Source organism: Stenotrophomonas sp. YJH_SMC_101-4, assembly GCF_059370395.1.
The window spans coordinates 426,078-442,835 of record NZ_JCAFTP010000003.1 but is presented as its reverse complement, the minus strand read 5'-3'; the positions used below and the strand labels follow the sequence as shown (position 1 = coordinate 442,835).

Here is a 16,758-nt window from a genome sequence, read left to right as displayed (position 1 = left end):
CACCGGCTGCTCACAGCAGCTGTACCTCGGCGTCGAAGCGATAGCCTTCGCCACGCGATGTCTGCACCAGCGATTCCGCACCGGGTGAAGCCTGCCCGAGCTTGCGGCGCAGGCGGCTGATCGCCAGGTCGACCGCGCGGTCGACGCTGTCACTGGGCTCGCCACGGCTCAGCTGCAGCAGCTGCTCGCGCCCCAGCACCCGCCCGGGGCGTTCGGCCAGCGCCAGCAACAAGCTGAATTCACCACGGCTGAGCACCAGCTCGTTGCCATCCGGGGCCAGCAGGCGACGTTGTTCCGGCAGCAACCGCCAACCAGAAAAGCGCAGTTCACTGGCGACCTGCGCGCGCAGCTTGTCCTGCCGGCGCAGCAGCGCACGTACCCGCGCCAGCAGCTCGCGCGGATCGAACGGTTTGGCCAGATAGTCGTCCGCGCCCATCTCCAGGCCGATCACCCTGTCCGGTGCGCTGCCCATCGCCGACAACATCAGGATCGGGATCGCCCGCGCCTGCAATCGGCGGCAGACCGAAAGTCCATCCTCGCCGGGCATCATCCAGTCAAGCACGATCAGGTCCGGACGTTCGACCTGCAGCAGCACATCCAGCGCCGCTGCGTCGGCAGCCACTCGCACCTGGTAGCCGTGCAGCAGCAGGCAATCGGCGATGGCATCACGGATGCTGGCGTCGTCATCGACAACGATGACACGGGCGGGAGTCGTCATGCGGGCAGTATCAGGCAGGTCTGTATCAGGACGGTATCAACGCCGATATTCCCGCGATACGCCGCTACGCGCCAATGGTCACCCATGATCACTGCGGAGACTTCCCTTGCGCCTCATCCCATTCTTCCTGCTTGCTGCCCCGCTGCCTGCGCTGGCGTCCGATCCCCCCGAACACATCCTGCCGATGTGGATGCAGGGCGGTCATCCGGCCGTGGCCGTGTCGCTGGACGGGCGTGCCGAACCGCTGCGCTTCGTGGTCGACAGCGCGGCAGGCGCCACTCTGGTCGATGACCGCGTCGTGCGACGCTATGGTCTGGAGGATGCGGATGCAGAGGTATCACAGGCCCAAGGGGCCAGTGCAGCGTCCGCGCGGCTGCAGCGCATACGCAGCACGTCCTGGCAGCTGGGCAGTTGGCAGCTGCAGGCCCAAGCCATGAAGGTCGATCTGTCGTCGTTGCCGAAGGAGGATGATCCGGCCATTGACGGCTTGATCGGCAACGATCTGACCGGACGCTGGGACACCCGTTGGGATTTCGGCCGCAATCAACTGGCGCTGTGGACACCCGGTGGATTGAACCTGGAAGGACCGGGTTGCCAGCCCAATGCGCTGCCCGGCCGCACTGACGGCCTGCGCCAGTTCGGCTTCATCACGCTTGCACTGGGCGCGCCTGCGGTGGACGCCATCGCCGTGGTCGACACCGGTGCCGCGCAGACCGTCCTCAACGCCGAAGCAGCCCGCGCACTGGGGCTGCGCACCGACGGCAGCGACGCGCGGGTGCGGGTGCGTGAAAAGGGCACCGAAGGCCTGGGCGGCGGAAAGCAGGCAACCTGGCTGTACACCCTGCCCGGCATGACCGGCGGCGGCTGGCAGCACCCGTCGATGGAGGTCCGCATCAGCGAACTGCCAGTGTTCAAGGCGATCGGCCTGGAGGGTCGGCCGGCGCTGATCCTTGGTGCGGATGCAATGCGCGGCGGCCAGGTGGACATCGGTGCCGGCGCGGCCCGGATCTGCCTGCGCCGGCCGCAGGCCAGTTGACATCTGGCAATGACGCCAGCGGCAGCCTGGCGTAGCATCGCCGTGCGCCCCACCAGGAGTTCCACGCATGTGCCGTGCCACCCTGATGTTGCTGACGCTGCTCCCGCTGGCGGTACTGGCCGCGCCGCCACCCGTGCCCTCGCCCACTCGCATCGATGCCGAAGCACAGCGGCTGATGCAGGCGGCCCACGCGCGCGGCATGGCGCTGGCGGTGATCGATGGCGGCAAGGTGGTGCACGTGGCCGCCTACGGTGAACGCAACGCCGCAGGCGAGCCGCTGCGCACCGACACCGTGATGTACGCTGCGTCACTGACCAAGATGGCGTTCGGCCACCTGGTCGCACAGCTGGCGCAGGACGCGCGGATCGATCTGGATGCGAGCATCGCTACCGCCCTGGACAAACCGCTGCCGGACTATCCACCGGAACCGAAGAAGTACGCCGACTACAGCGTGCTGGCCGGCGATGCCCGCTGGCGCCAGCTCACCCCACGCCTGCTGCTCAACCATTCCAGTGGCTTTGCCAACTTCGGCTTCCTGGAGCCCGATGGGCGCCTGAAGTTCCACTTCGATCCGGGTAGTCGATATGGGTATTCCGGTGAAGGACTGATCCTGTTGCAGTTCGTGATCGAACGCGGGCGGCTGGGCGAGGATGTGGGTGCGTTGATGCAGCAGCGCGTGTTCGATCGCTTCGGCATGGCGCGCACCAGCATGCTGTGGCGCGCGGATTTCGCCGGCAACCTGGCCGATGGCTGGACCGCCGAAGGTAATACAGAGCCGCACGATGAACGCAGCCGCGTGCGTGCGGCTGGTTCAATGGATACCACCATCGCCGACATGGCCCGTTTCGCCGCTGGCTACGTGCGCGGCGATGGATTATCGGCGGCGATGCGCAGGGAGCTGGTGCGGCCGCAGCTGCAGATCACCAGCGCCAGCCAGTTCCCCACCCTGCAGCCGGAGCTGCCGAAGGCGCAGCAGCGCAGGGACCTGGCGGCTGGCCTGGGCGTGGTGACGTTTCTCGGCCCGCAGGGCGCAGGCTTCTACAAGGGCGGCCACGACGATGCGGTGGGCAATACGCTGGTATGCATGGAGCAGCACCAGCGCTGCGTGGTGATCCTGGGCAACGATGTGCGGGCAGAGGCGGCCTTCCCGGCCCTGGTGGCGTTCGTGCTGGGCGACACCGGCGTGCCGTGGCAGTGGGAGTACGGCGCGGCGAAAGCGTTTGTCAGATGATCGAAGCGTTACCGTTGCACACAGGTCCCGCAGTCGTGCAGCATGCAGACACGGACGCAATGCAGGAGACAGGATGAATCGCCCAGAGATCGATGCCATTGCCGAAGCGGTGTTGCAGCCGGATGCACGGCGTCTGCGCATCGCTGCACGCCATCGCCAGGCTGAACATCGGCAGCGACGTCAGCGGGTGGCAGCCGGCGCCAGTCTGATCGGGATGGCGGGGGGCCTGCTGCTTGCGCCGATCACGGGGCTGCCGTGGGTACAGGGGATGATTGCTGGCGGCGCGCTGTCCCTGCTGGCGGCCCACCTGTGGCTGCAGCGGCGCGAGGGCCGCGGGTAGACTTACACCTGGGAGCGGCATCCACGCATGGCGTGGATCTACTTTGATTCCGACCGGCCACAAAAAAAACCCCGCCTTCCGGCGGGGTTTTTCATTGCGGGGTGACAGCGGGGACTTAGAAGTCCATGCCGCCCATGCCACCCATGCCGCCCATGCCACCGGCGCCACCCATGGCCGGCTCGTCCTTCTTCGGAGCTTCGGCAACCATGGCTTCGGTGGTGATCATCAGGCCAGCGATCGACGCGGCGTTCTGCAGGGCCGAACGGGTCACCTTGGTCGGGTCCAGGATGCCGAACTGCAGCATGTCGCCGAACTCGCCGGTGGCGGCGTTGTAGCCGAAGCTGCCGGTGCCTTCCTTGACCTTGTTGATGATGACCGACGGTTCTTCACCGGCGTTGGCAACGATTTCGCGCAGCGGGGCTTCCATCGCACGCAGGGCGATCTGGATGCCGTGGTTCTGGTCTTCGTTGGCACCCTTCAGGCCGGCCAGTGCGGTGACCGCACGGACCAGGGCAACACCGCCGCCCGGGACCACGCCTTCTTCAACGGCTGCACGGGTCGCGTGCAGGGCGTCGTCGACGCGATCCTTCTTTTCCTTCATTTCGATTTCGGTCGAAGCACCGACCTTGATCACGGCAACGCCGCCGGCCAGCTTGGCCACGCGTTCCTGCAGCTTCTCGCGATCGTAATCGGAGGAGGTGTCCTGGATCTGGGTCTTGATCTGGCCGACGCGTGCGTCGACGGCAGCCTTGTCACCCACGCCATCGATGATGGTGGTGTTTTCCTTGGAGACCTGCACCTTCTTGGCGCGGCCCAGGTCCTTGATGGTGGCCTTTTCCAGCGACAGGCCAACTTCTTCGGAGATCACGGTGCCGCCGGTAAGCACGGCCATGTCTTCCAGCATCGCCTTGCGACGGTCGCCGAAGCCCGGAGCCTTGACGGCCACGACCTTGACGATGCCACGGATGGTGTTGACCACCAGGGTCGCCAGCGCTTCGCCTTCGACTTCTTCGGCAACGATCAGCAGCGGCTTGCCGGCCTTGGCGACGCCTTCCAGCACCGGCAGCAGGTCACGGACGTTGGAGATCTTCTTGTCGTGCAGCAGGATGAACGGGTCATCCAGGTCAGCAGTCTGCGACTGCTGGTTGTTGATGAAGTACGGGGACAGGTAGCCGCGGTCGAACTGCATGCCCTTGACCACGTCCAGCTCGTTGTCCAGGCCCGACCCTTCTTCAACGGTGATCACGCCTTCCTTGCCGACTTCCTTCATCGCGTCAGCGATGATCTGGCCGATCGACTCGTCCGAGTTGGCCGAGATGGTGCCGACCTGGGCAATCGCCTTGTCGTCGGCGGTCGGCTTGGAGATGGTCTTCAGCTCGGCAACGGCGGCCACGACGGCCTTGTCGATACCGCGCTTGAGGTCCATCGGGTTCATGCCGGCGGCAACAGCCTTGGCACCTTCGCGGATCAGGGCCTGGGCCAGCACGGTGGCGGTGGTGGTGCCGTCGCCGGCGTCGTCGTTGGTGCGCGAAGCAACTTCCTTCACCATCTGCGCGCCCATGTTCTCGAACTTGTCAGCCAGTTCGATTTCCTTGGCGACGGAGACGCCGTCCTTGGTGATGGTCGGCGCGCCGAAGCTCTTTTCCAGCACGACGTTGCGGCCCTTCGGGCCCAGGGTGGCCTTGACGGCATTGGCGAGAACGTTGACGCCGCGCACCATGCGCGAACGGGCGTCTTCACCGAAACGAATATCCTTGGCAGCCATTGCGATTACCTCGATGTTTGCGCCGGGCCGGGCCCGGCGACGAAAAGGGATGTCTTACAGAAAAGCAGGTCGCGCCGAGGCTCAGCCGATGATGGCGAGCACGTCGTCTTCGCGCAGGACCTTGTACTCGACGCCTTCGCTCTTGTACGAGCTGCCGGCGTACTGGCCGTAGATGACCTTGTCGCCAACCTTCAGCGACGGCGCGCGCACGTTGCCGTTGTCCAGCGGCTTGCCCGGGCCGACGGCCACAACTTCACCCTTGGTGGACTTTTCCTTGGCCGAGTCGGGGATGACGATGCCACCGGCGGAGATTTCGTCGGCTTCGATCGGCTTGACCACAACGCGGTCGTGCAGCGGCTTGATGCTCATGAGAGACCTCTTAAGTTATTGATTGGTCTGAAAAAGTCCGGCGATGTTAGCAGTCACACCAGGCGAGTGCCAGCAACGCGCGTGAAAAAGCCCGACAAGTCGGGAGCACGACAGAGATGGAGACCTCCACAGGCCTTTCAAGGGCCGATCCCGAAATTTTTCTCCGGACCCGCAAACCTCCTTCCCTGCGTGGACGCCTGTATAGGGATGCAACGCGGCAAGCCAAGGGGGGAACGGGTGACATTTGGTGACCAATGTCCCACTGTCAGATATCTGACGTTCATTTACGACAAAGTGTCACTGGATCGGCCTTAGGCTCGGCCGCGCATTCCCAATCACAAGGAGTTGTCGATGCGATTGCTGTCCCCGCTTGCCGCCGCCTGCCTGCTGGCGCTGGCCGCCGCGCCGGCCCAGGCCGAGGTCTTCATCAATGAACTGCACTATGACGACAGCACCGCCGCCGGTGACGTCGGCGAAGCGATCGAGGTCGTAGCCACCGCCGGTGAGGATCTGTCCGGCTACCGCCTCTACCTCTACAACGGCAGCACTCCGTCGGCCGCCACGGTCTACGCCAACAACCCGGTTCCGGCCGGCACCGCCGCCGGTTGCGGCAGCGCCACCCTGGCCGTGGTCAGCTACCCGACCAACGGCCTCCAGAACGGCCCGAACGACGGCATCGCCCTGGTCGATGCCAGCGGCAAGGTGGTCCAGTTCCTCAGCTACGAGGGCGCCATCACCGCCTCCGGTGGCCCTGCCGCCGGCATGACCAGCCAGAACATCCCGGTGGCCGAGACCAACAGCACCGCGCCGGGCACCTCGCTGCAGCTGACCGGCAGCGGCAGCCAGTACGCCCACTTCACCTGGGCCGAATCGGCCGGGCAGACGTTTGGCAGCTGCAACAACGGCCAGACCTTCAGCGGCGGCGGCACCCCGGGCCCGAACACGCCGCCGTCGGTGTCCACCACCACCCCGGCACAGGGCAGCAGCACCTTCCCGGCCGCGGCCGATCTGGAAGTGGTGTTCAGCGAAACCGTGAACCTGGCCAGTGGCGCATTCGCGCTGAGCTGCGGCACCTCCGGCAGCGTGCCGCTGACCTTCCCGGCCAGCGGCCGCAGCGTGAAACTGTCCACCAACACCGCGCTGGTGGCCGGTGAAGCCTGCCGCTTCGATATCCGCGCCGCGCGCATCACCGACCTGCAGGGCGCGCATCCGGCGGCCGACAGCCGCATCGCGTTCACCGTGGCCAGCACCGGCGGCAACCCCGACCCGGGCAATCCGGGTGTACCGGCCGGCTATTACTCCAAGGTCAACACCAGCAGCCCCAGCCAGCTGCGCTGCTCGCTGCACGCCACCATCAAGGGCCATACCGCCTATCCGTACAGCGGCTCGGGCACCAGCACCTGGACCATCCTGGAAATCGCCGACGAGGATCCGAACAATTCCGGCAGGATCCTGGATGCGTATCGCAACCGCAGCTACGCCAAGGTGACCGACCGCGCCGGCAGCGGCAGTGGCCTGAAGTACAACCGCGAGCACACCTGGCCGAACTCGCTGGGCTTTGCCACCACCACCGGTGACAAGGGCCTGCCGTACGCGCCGTATACCGACACCCACATGCTGTACCTGACCGACGCGCAGTGGAACGCCGACCGTGGCAACAAGCCGTTCGGCAAGTGCGACGCCAACTGCGGCGAGCGCGCCACCGAGGCCAACAACGGCCAGGGCGGCGGCAGCGGCGGTTACCCGGGCAACTCCAACTGGGTACGCACGCCGGACGGCAACACCGGCACCTTCGAGGTGTGGGGCAAGCGCAAGGGCGACATGGCGCGTGCGGTGCTGTACATGGCCATCCGCTACGAGGGCGGCAAGGATGCGGCGACCGGCCAGTCCGAGCCGGACCTGGAGCTGACCGACGACCGCAGCAAGATCGTCAAGACCAGCAGTTCGCCGGCCTACATGGGCCTGCTGTCCACGCTGATCGACTGGCACTTGTCCGATCCGCCGGATGATGCCGAACGTGCGCGCAATGACGTGATCTACAGCTTCCAGGGCAACCGCAATCCGTTCATCGACCACCCCGAGTGGGCGACCCCGGGCCTGTTCACCTCGGCCAAGCCGGCTACCTGCCAGCTGGCCAACTGACCGCGCAACGCAGCGGTCCATCGCCGCCGCCGGGCCCAGACCCGGCGGCGGCCCTATACTCGACGGTCATGTCGACCGTCGATCCCGTCCTGCTGCTGTTGACCACCTGCCCGGACCGGGCCAGTGCCGAGCGCATCGCGCACGCGCTGGTCGGCGAGCGCCTGGCCGCGTGCGTGACCCGCCTCGATGGCGCGCAGTCGACCTACCGCTGGCAGGGCGAGGTGACCACCGACGCCGAGCTGCAACTGCTGGTGAAGACCACCGCAAGCCGCGTCGATGACGCGATTGCCCGGATCGTCGAACTGCATCCGTATGAACTCCCGGAGTGCATCGCGGTCGAAACCCGGGCCGGCCTGCCGGCGTATCTGGACTGGATCCGGGCACAGACCCGGGAGGACACTGATTGAAGACTCTGTTTGCGCGTGGCGCCGCCTTGTGCGCCCTGATGTGGCTCTCGCTGCCCGCCTTCGCCCTGGATGAGAAGGACCTGCTGCCGGTGGACCAGGCGTTCGCGCTGACCGCCACCGCCCCCGAGCGCGGCCAGGTGCAACTGCAGTTCAAGATCGCACCCGGCTACTACCTGTATCGCCACCGCACCAGCGTCAAGGCTGATCCGGCGTTCAACGCCGGCGCGCTGCAGATGCCCAAGGGCGACAAGCACCACGACGATTTCTTCGGCGAAGTCGAAACCTATCGCGAACGCCTGCAGGCCACCCTGCCCGGCACGCCGACCGACGCCGCCGGCACCATCAGCCTGGAAGTGCGTTACCAAGGCTGCGCCGATGCCGGTGTCTGCTACCCGCCGCAGAAGCGCGTGGTGCAGGTCACCCTGCCCGGTAGCGGCGCACAGGCCGCGGCCCCTGCCGCGCGTGCCGGTGCCGCCAGCCCGTTCAACAACCCGCTGGCCGGTGCCGGCAACAGCGGCGGCCTGCGCCTGCCGGGTGCCGCCAGCAACAGCCAGGCGCTGCCGCTTCCTTCGGAGCAGGCGTTCGGCTTCGACGCCATCGCCAGTGACGGCAACACCCTGCTGCTGCGCTTCAGCCCGGCGCCGGGCTACTACCTGTATCGCGACCGCACTTCAGTGAAGCTGGACGGCAGCACCGGCGTGCTGGCCGACAAGCTGCGCTGGCCGGCCGCACAGTCGCATCGCGACGAGCATTTCGGCGATGTCTCGGTCTACTTCAACCAGGTGGAAGTGCCGCTGCCGCTGCGCCGCGCCGTCGCCGATGCGGTCGACAGCACCCTGGTGGTGACTTTCCAGGGCTGCCAGACCGATGGCATCTGTTACCCGCCGATGACCCGCCGGGTGAAGCTGTCGATCCCGGCCGGCAAGATCAACGCCAGCACCGATCAGTCGCCGCCGCGCAACGAGGTGATCAGTCCGCTGCCTACCGCCAGCGGCGCACCACGCGAAGCCGCCAACGGCGCCCCGTTGCGCCTGCTGCCGACGGTGCCCAATACGGATGCCAGCACCCCGGCCGTTGCAGGCGCCGAAAACGGCAATGAGTTCGCTGCCGATGCGCGCGGTGACAACGCCCTGCGCACGCGCCCACCGGCGACCACGCCGAATCCGGACCGTTCGTTCGTTTGGGTGCTGCTGCTGGCCCTGGCCGGTGGCCTGGTACTGAACCTGATGCCCTGCGTGCTGCCGATCCTCTCGCTGAAGGTGCTGAGCCTGGCGCAGAGTGGCGAAAGCCCGCAGCGCGCGCGCAGCCACGCCCTCTGGTACACGTTGGGCGTACTGGTCGCGTTCGCGGTGATCGGCGCGTTGATGGTCGGCCTGCGCGCGATCGGCAACGCCGTCGGCATCGGCTTCCAGCTGCAGCACCCGGGCGTGGTGGCGGTGCTGGCCTACATCATGTTCGCGGTGGGCCTGAGCCTGTCCGGCGTATTCACCCTCGGCGGTGGTATCGGCAACCTGGGCCAGTCGCTGGCCAGCCGCAGTGGCCCGGCCGGTGACTTCTTCACCGGTGCGCTGGCCTGCGTGGTCGGCAGTGCCTGCGTCGGCCCGTTCATGGGCGGCGCGATCGCCTACGCGTTCATTGCCCCGCCGCTGAAGGCGATGACCGTGTTCCTGTTCCTCGGCCTGGGCCTGGCGCTGCCGTTCCTGCTGATCGGCTTCGTGCCGGCACTGGCGCGCCGCCTGCCCAAGCCGGGCCCGTGGATGGAGACGCTCAAGCACGTGCTGGCCTTCCCGATGTACGCCACCGCGCTGTGGCTGCTGTGGGTGCTGGGCAAGCAGCGTGGCGTGGACGGCATGGCGCTGGTGCTGGGTGGCCTGCTGCTGCTGGCCTTCGGCCTGTGGCTATTCGAGCGCAACCGCTGGACCGGCTCGCGCGCCGTCACCCTGCTGGGTGTGCTGCTGGCGATCGGCGCACTGGTTCCGGCCTGGGGCGTGACCCAGCTGGCACCGCCGGCGCGCGCCGCGCAGGCGGCCACCGACAACATGGTCGAATACTCGCCGCAACTGCTGGACCGCCTGCGTGCTGACAAGCGCGTGGTGTTCGTGAACATGACCGCGGACTGGTGCGTGAGCTGCAAGGCCAACGAGCGCGCCGTGCTGTCGCGGCCGGAGTTCAAGGAACTGCTCAAGCGCACCAACGCGGTGTACATGCGCGGGGACTACACCAACGTCGATCCGCAGATCACCACGTTCCTGGAAGAGCACAAGGCCGTGGGCGTGCCGCTGTACGTGGTGTATGGCCCCGGCGCGCCGCCGACCGTGCTGCCGACCCTGCTGACCCAGGCGGTGGTCGAGGAAGCGCTGCTGCGCACCGCACGATGAAGTGGCAACGGCCAGCGCTGCTGTGGACAGCGGTGCTGGCCGCCGGCCTTGGACTGTGGGCCGGGCATCGATTGGCACCGGCGCCGGTGACGCCTGAGGCCGTGCCGGCGGAGCCTGCCGGTGCGGCCGCGGCGCCGGTCCTGCAGGTTGGCGACAGCCTGCCCGCCTTGTCGCTGCCCGATCTTGAAGGCCGGCCGCTGGACCTGCGCCAGCACGCTGCCGGTCGCCCGCTGTTGATCAATGTCTGGGCCAGCTGGTGCGCTCCGTGCGTGGAAGAAATGCCGGAGCTTGCCCGCTTCGCCCATGCCCAGGGCGACAACGGCGTGCAGGTGCTGGGCCTGGCACTGGATACCCCGGAAGACGTGCGCGGTTTCCTGCAGCGTGTCCCGGTGGATTACCCGATCGTGATCGAGACCCCGGGGCCGCGCGATGCCAGCGTGCAGCTGGGCAATACACAGGGCCTGCTTCCCTACAGCGTGCTGTTCGATGCACAAGGGCGGCTGGTGAAGGCAAAGCTGGGACCATTCGCCCACGGCGAGATCGACAGCTGGGTGAAGTGAGGGGGGTTTTTGCAGGGCTTGCAGCCCTGCACCCGGCTCAATGCAACGCCAACAGCCAAAGCGGGCGTTCCGCGGGTTGGCGGGGCGATGTCGGAGTGCGGGGACGCTGCAAGTACGTCCCTGTAAGCTTGGCAGCCGCATCCATGCGGCTGACACCCCGCACTCCGACACCGCCCCACCTCTGACAGATCTTCGCGGCTGTTGGTAGGTGTCGACCTTGGTCGACACATCTGTCAGATATCGATATTCAGAACGGAATCAGACCCCGTGCCGACCAACGGTCGGCACCCACCAAAGCAGAACGCCGTTCCGACAGATCGCAGGAAACTGTCGAAGGCGGGGTGGGTCCGGTTGAGGGGGACGGCGCAAGTACGTCCCTGTAGCCTTGGCCACGGCATCCATGCCGCGGACACCCCCTCAACCGGACCCACCCCGCCAACCCACGGAAAGCCAGCTTTTGACGTTGACGTTGCTCCGGCTTGTAGCGGGTGCAGGGCTGCAAAGCCCTGCAACAAAACCCTCCTTGACCGTAGCCCGTCCGCCACGGAGAATTCCGCGACTAATTCTCATTTGCTGTTGCGCAGGATGCGGGCGGCAGCCTTCCTGGCCCTCCTCCTTCGATGTTCAAGAACGTCCTGTTCCAACTGCACTGGCTGCTGGGCATCACCGCCGGCGCCGTACTGGCCGTGATGGGCCTCAGCGGCGCCGTGCTGTCCTTCGAGGACGAACTGCTGCGGGCGGCCAATCCCGGTTTCGCCGAGATTGCCGAGCACCATGCCGACGGTCAGCTTCCGCTTGAACTGAGCGAGCTGGTGCCGCTGCTGCAGGCCGACAGTAATCGCCCCCTGCAGCGCCTGCGCGTGGATGCCACCGGGCTGCGGCCCTCGGTGGCACGCTTCGCCGGTGGCAAGGAACACTGGGTCTACTTCGATCCGTACAGCGGCGAGCGATTCAGCGCCCTGCGCGGGCAGGCGTTCTTCGATTTCGTCGAGGACCTGCATCGCCACCTCGCCGCCGGCGAGCGCGGCAAATGGATCACCGGCAGCTGTGCGATCGCCCTGCTGTTCTTCACCCTGTCCGGCCTCTATCTGCGCTGGCCGCGGCGCTGGTGGCACTGGCGCAGCTGGTTGGCGGTGGAATGGAAGCGCAGCGGCCGTGGCTTCCTGTGGAGCCTGCACTCGGTGGTCGGCACGTGGGTGCTGCTGATCTACCTGATGAGTGCGCTGACCGGCCTGTGGTGGTCCTTCGACTGGTATCGCAGCGCCGCCAACACCCTGCTTGGCGTCGCACCGGCCGCCAAGCACAAGATCGCCACCGGCGCCGCCCTGAACCTGGAACGCGTCGAAGCCACGCTGTACGCACTGCCCGGCGTGCGCACCGGCTACATCGACCTGCGCCTGCCGGAGAAGCCCGGGCAGGCACTGAATGTACGCGTGATGGCCGGTGATCCGTCGCAGCGCGGCGGCCAGCATGACCGCGCGCATGATCTGCTGCAGCTCGACCCAGGCACGGGTGCCACGCTCGATGCCCGCCCCTATGCACGCCAGGGCGTCGGCGCGCAGCTGGCCACCAGCGTGTTCGCGCTCCACTCGGGCAGCTACTTCGGCGTGCCCGGGCGTGTCGTGGTGATGCTCAGCAGTTTGGGCATGAGCCTGTTCTTCATCACCGGCTGGATGCTCTATCTGGACCGCCGACGCAGCCAGCGCGCTGCGCGTGGCCTGCGCCAGTCGCTGCCAGCAACGCCTGCCGATGGCGGTGGCACGCCGTGGCTGGTGGTGCATGCCAGCCAGAGCGGACTGGGCGAACAACTCGCATGGCGCGCAGCCGCGCAGCTGCAGGCATCCGGTCATGCGGTGCAGGTGCTGCCGCTGGCCCGCGTCGATGCCGTGCAGCTGGCACGCACCGCGCAGGCGCTGTTGGTACTGAGCACCTTCGGCGATGGCGAACCACCGGATGCGGCGCGAGGTGCTGCACGACGGCTGATGGCACAGACACTCGACCTGTCAGGCCTGCAGTTTGGACTGCTGGCGCTGGGTGATCGACAGTACCCGCACTACTGCGGCTTCGGCCGCCAGGTTGATGGCTGGCTGCTCGGCAACGGCGCGCGCCCGTTGTTCGACCGCATCGAAGTCGATGCCGCCTCGGTCGCGGCGCTGCGCCAATGGCAGCTGCAGCTGGGCGCGCTGACCGGCATCGCCACCGATGACAGCGTGCTGCCGGCCGCCACGCAGATGCATGACTGGCGCCTGCTCGGCCGCGACCGCCTCAATCCAGGCAGCATCGGCGGTGCGATCTGGCGCATCCGTCTTGCGGCCCCGGCCGAGGTGCAGTGGCAGGCGGGCGACATCCTGCATATCGCGCCCCGTCACAATGCGCGGCATGCCGGCGCGGTGCTGAAGGCACATGGGCTGGATCCCCTGCAGCCACTGCTGATCGACGGCCAGCCGCGCACGCTGTTGGCGCTGGCCAGCGAACGCGAACTGCCGGATGCCGATGCTGCGCTGGCGGTACAGGATCCGTGCCTGTGGCTGGCAGGGCTGCCGATGCTGCCCGGACGCGAATATTCCATCGCCTCGTGCACCGAGGATGGCGCGGTGGAACTGGTGGTGCGACTGGTGCACGACGACACGGGCCGCGCCGGGCTCGGCTCGGGCTGGCTGTCGCTGCATGCACCGATCGGTGCCAGCATCGTCGCCCGCGTGCACCGCAATCCCGGGTTCCACCGCGTCGCCGGTGCACCGATGGTGCTGATCGGCAATGGCACCGGCATCGCGGGCCTGCGCAGCCTGTTGCGCGAAGCCGCGCATGCAGGTGAGCACGGGCACTGGCTGCTGTTCGGCGAACGCCAGCGCGCGCATGACTTCCTGTTCGCCGATGAGATCGAAGCGTGGCAGGCCGATGGCCATCTCGCGCGGGTGGACCTGGCGTTCTCGCGCGATGGCGAAGGTGGTTACGTGCAGGATCACCTGCGTGCGGCGGCCGATGCCCTGCGCGACTGGATGCAGCGTGGTGCAGTCATCCACGTGTGCGGTTCGCTGCAGGGCATGGCTGAAGGCGTGGACCAGGTGCTGCGCGCTGCGCTGGGCGATGATGTTGTGGAAACGCTACTGGAGACCGGGCGCTACCGTCGCGACGTGTATTGATTCCTGCCTCCGAACGCTGGCGTGAGCCGAGCATGGGCTCGGCTCTACAGTGTTCCTGCAGCTGATGTAGAGCCGAGCCTACGCTCGGCTGATTCCCCGCCAGCCGACAAGGAACCGCAGGCTAGGCCGCCGCAGCGCGCGCCTGTGGCATCGACTGCAGCCGGAACGCGCCAACGGCTTCCGCCAGCGCATGCACCTGCGCCTGCATCTGCGCCGTCGAGGCACCGGCCTCTTCCACCAGGCTGGCATTGCGCTGGGTACTGGCTTCCATCTGCACGATGGTCTGGTTCACCTGGGCGATGCCGGCATGCTGGTCCTTCGACGCGCTGCGGATACCGGCCAGCAGATCCGCCAGTTGCTGCACGCTGCCGACAATCTCGCCCATCGTGGTGCCGGCCTGTTCGGCCTGCTGGTTGCCCTGGCCCACACGCGCCACCGAATCCTCGATCAGACCCTTGATCTGCTTGGCCGCCTCCGCGCTGCGTTGTGCCAGCAGGCGCACTTCTGCGGCCACCACGGCGAAGCTGCGGCCCTGCTCACCCGCGCGCGCGGCTTCCACCGCAGCATTCAACGCGAGGATGTTGGTCTGGAAAGCGATGCCGTCGATCAGCTGGGTGATGTCGCCGATCCGTCGCGAGGCTTCACTGATGCCCTGCATGGTCGCGACCACCTGGCCAACGGCCTCGCCACCGCGCTGGGCCACTGCCGCCGCGCCCTTGACCAGCACGTCGGCACGCCCCGCGGCATCGGCATTGCGACCGACTGTGTCGGTCAGCTCGTGCATCGACGCTGCCGTCTCTTCCAGGTTGGCCGCCTGCTGTTCGGTGCGCTGCGACAGGTCATGGTGACCGGCAACGATCTCGCCAACGCCGGTATCCAGGCTGGAGGTGGCGTGCTGGATGCGGGTGACGATGCGGCCCAGTTGCGCGACGGTGGCGTTGGCATCGTCGCGCATGCGTGCGAACACGCCCTGCAGCTCACCTTCCATGCGCACGCTGAGGTCGCCGCGGGCCAGCGCGGCCAGAAGCGCCTGCAGATCGCCGAGGTTGGTCTCGAAGGTGGTCAACAGGCGATTGATGCTGGTCGACAACGTACGCACAAAGCCCTGCTTTCCCTCCAGCGCGATGCGCCCGTGCAGGTCGCCATGTGCGGCGGCGTCGACCAGTGCGGCCACTTCGGTTTCCAACAGGGTTTCCAGCGCACGGCTGCGCCACTCCACCGCCACACCAAGGAACTGACCTTCGTCGATGATGGCGTTGGCAATCAGCTGGTAGCGCACCCCTGCATGGCCGATCTCGCGCTCCTCGCGCTGGCGCACGCCGGCCAGGCTGGCCAGTGCCGGATGCAGGCGCACCGCATCGCTCGCCACCAGATCTTCAACCCGGAGGTCAAGCTGCTCCAGCAGCGCCGGATTGGCGTAGGCGACCTGCCCTTCCGCATCAATCACCATCAGGCCGGTCTGCGCGCTGTCCAAGGCCTGGCGCACGCGGGTATTGCCGCGCGCCACGGCACGCTCGGTCTCGATGCGCGCGCGCAGGCGCTGCTGCATGTCGACCAGGCGCTGGGCCAGCTGGCCGATCTCATCGTTGGCGTTGTAGACGCGCAGGGTGGTGTCGAGGCGGTCGTCAGCGATATCGCTGGCGAAACGCAGGGTGTCCTGGATCGGCTGGCGCACCGCACGCAGCACCAGCACCAGGCTGGTGATCAGCACGCCGGCCACCAGCAGCAGGGTCAGTGCGAACAGCACGCTCATCGTGCGCGCGCCGGCCTGCTGGCGCGCCTGCGCCTTGGCCAGCGCCGCCACCTGCGCCTGCTGGAAGGCAGCCAGCGCCGGCGCTACGCCAGCAGCGGTATCCAGCAGCGACTGCGCCTCCACGTCCAAGCCGACGCGGGCGGCGGTGTAACCCAGCAGGGCGCCCTGATAGCCCTCCATCCCGCCGCGCAAGGCATCCTGCACATCGGTAGGCAGGCCGGCCAGCGCGAGATCGAACGGCAGCTTCTCCTCGCTGGCACGGTCGGCGTGGGTGGAATCACCGTCGAGCAGCAGCAGTGCCTCCTGCCTTCGCATCTTCTGCAGGGACAGCGCCAGTGGCGGCCGCTGCAGCGCGTCCACCTGTACCTGCAGGGTATCGGCGGCCTGCTGCAGCTGCGCGGCGAGGCCGGCATCACCGCGACCCATCTCGTCGACACGTTCGAACAGGGCAGCCACACCCTGCGAGAACGCGTCGGCGGCTTCGGTCAGCGCCTGCAGGGCCTTGCGCCGGCCAGTATCCATCGGCGTCGCGCGCAGCGCCTGCAGATCGACCTGCAGTGCCTTCTGCGTGGCCAGCAGCTGCGCGCGGTCGGCATCATCGAAACTGCGTGCATACTGGGTCTGCAGGCGACGCGCTTCGGCCACCCGCGTGGACAGGCTGGCGGCCAGATCGCTGCCGCGCTGGTAGCTGGCCTGGCTGCGCGCAGCCAGTGCGTTGGCATGGCCGGTCCAGGCGTAGACAGCGGCGATCGCGACCAGGCCCAGGCCACAGACCCACAGGGTCGCCTTGAGCTTGTTGGCCACGCTGAGCCGATGCGGCTGCAGCCAGCGCAGCAGGCCGGGGGACGCCGAGTGCAACGCGGCAAGGCGCGTGCGCAGGGACCGGAGGTGGGGGACAACGGCCGACATGACAGAC

12 protein-coding genes are annotated in these 16,758 nt (G+C 67.4%); 8 read left to right on the top strand and 4 right to left on the bottom strand.

Features of this window, described 5'->3' with window-relative positions:
- Nucleotides 1-10 precede the first annotated feature (10 nt).
- The gene (locus AC5P8D_RS12885) at nt 11-718 is read right to left on the bottom strand and encodes a response regulator transcription factor (protein WP_010481131.1); all 708 of its coding nucleotides are present in this window, start codon (nt 716-718) and stop codon (nt 11-13) included.
- Nucleotides 719-824: 106 nt separating this feature from the next.
- On the opposite strand from AC5P8D_RS12885, the gene AC5P8D_RS12880 reads away from it, so the two are divergent.
- From AC5P8D_RS12880 to AC5P8D_RS12870, 3 genes are all read left to right on the top strand, one after another.
- Complete coding sequence (locus tag AC5P8D_RS12880) at nt 825-1,754, top strand: pepsin/retropepsin-like aspartic protease family protein (RefSeq protein WP_010481129.1); 930 nt, start codon at nt 825-827, stop codon at nt 1,752-1,754.
- A gap of 67 nt (nt 1,755-1,821) precedes the next feature.
- Nucleotides 1,822-2,985, top strand: a complete 1,164-nt coding sequence (locus AC5P8D_RS12875) for a serine hydrolase domain-containing protein (RefSeq protein WP_100446837.1) — start codon at nt 1,822-1,824, stop codon at nt 2,983-2,985.
- 73 nt (nt 2,986-3,058) lie between these two features.
- Nucleotides 3,059-3,325 carry a hypothetical protein gene (locus tag AC5P8D_RS12870; protein WP_043397487.1) on the top strand — a complete coding sequence of 89 codons (267 nt, stop codon included), beginning with the start codon at nt 3,059-3,061 and terminating at the stop codon, nt 3,323-3,325.
- A gap of 115 nt (nt 3,326-3,440) precedes the next feature.
- Here AC5P8D_RS12870 and groL read toward each other — a convergent pair whose 3' ends face one another.
- Together groL and AC5P8D_RS12860 are read right to left on the bottom strand one after the other, a co-directional pair.
- A complete protein-coding gene (groL, locus tag AC5P8D_RS12865) occupies nt 3,441-5,090 on the bottom strand; it encodes a chaperonin GroEL (RefSeq protein ID WP_014038666.1) in 1,650 nt (549 codons plus the stop codon).
- Between the two features lie 81 nt (nt 5,091-5,171).
- Nucleotides 5,172-5,459, bottom strand: a complete 288-nt coding sequence (locus AC5P8D_RS12860; protein ID WP_019338944.1) for a co-chaperone GroES — start codon at nt 5,457-5,459, stop codon at nt 5,172-5,174.
- Nucleotides 5,460-5,810: 351 nt separating this feature from the next.
- Here AC5P8D_RS12860 and AC5P8D_RS12855 point away from each other — a divergent pair, with 351 nt between their 5' ends.
- From AC5P8D_RS12855 to AC5P8D_RS12835, 5 genes are all read left to right on the top strand, one after another.
- Nucleotides 5,811-7,601, top strand: a complete 1,791-nt coding sequence (locus AC5P8D_RS12855) for an endonuclease (protein WP_019338945.1) — start codon at nt 5,811-5,813, stop codon at nt 7,599-7,601.
- Between the two features lie 68 nt (nt 7,602-7,669).
- A complete protein-coding gene (gene cutA / locus AC5P8D_RS12850; RefSeq protein WP_010481118.1) occupies nt 7,670-8,008 on the top strand; it encodes a divalent-cation tolerance protein CutA in 339 nt (112 codons plus the stop codon).
- Entirely contained in the window at nt 8,005-10,386 is a 2,382-nt protein-coding gene (locus AC5P8D_RS12845; protein ID WP_495203385.1) for a protein-disulfide reductase DsbD family protein, read from the top strand. Before cutA ends, AC5P8D_RS12845 begins: the two co-directional genes overlap by 4 nt.
- On the top strand, nt 10,383-10,946 hold the full coding sequence (locus AC5P8D_RS12840; RefSeq protein ID WP_495203384.1) for a TlpA family protein disulfide reductase: 564 nt from the start codon (nt 10,383-10,385) through the stop codon (nt 10,944-10,946). Before AC5P8D_RS12845 ends, AC5P8D_RS12840 begins: the two co-directional genes overlap by 4 nt.
- A gap of 620 nt (nt 10,947-11,566) precedes the next feature.
- On the top strand, nt 11,567-14,089 hold the full coding sequence (locus tag AC5P8D_RS12835; RefSeq protein WP_495203383.1) for a PepSY domain-containing protein: 2,523 nt from the start codon (nt 11,567-11,569) through the stop codon (nt 14,087-14,089).
- Nucleotides 14,090-14,210: 121 nt separating this feature from the next.
- Here AC5P8D_RS12835 and AC5P8D_RS12830 read toward each other — a convergent pair whose 3' ends face one another.
- Nucleotides 14,211-16,751 carry a methyl-accepting chemotaxis protein gene (locus AC5P8D_RS12830; RefSeq protein WP_495203382.1) on the bottom strand — a complete coding sequence of 847 codons (2,541 nt, stop codon included), beginning with the start codon at nt 16,749-16,751 and terminating at the stop codon, nt 14,211-14,213.
- Between the last annotated feature and the right edge of the window lie 7 nt (nt 16,752-16,758).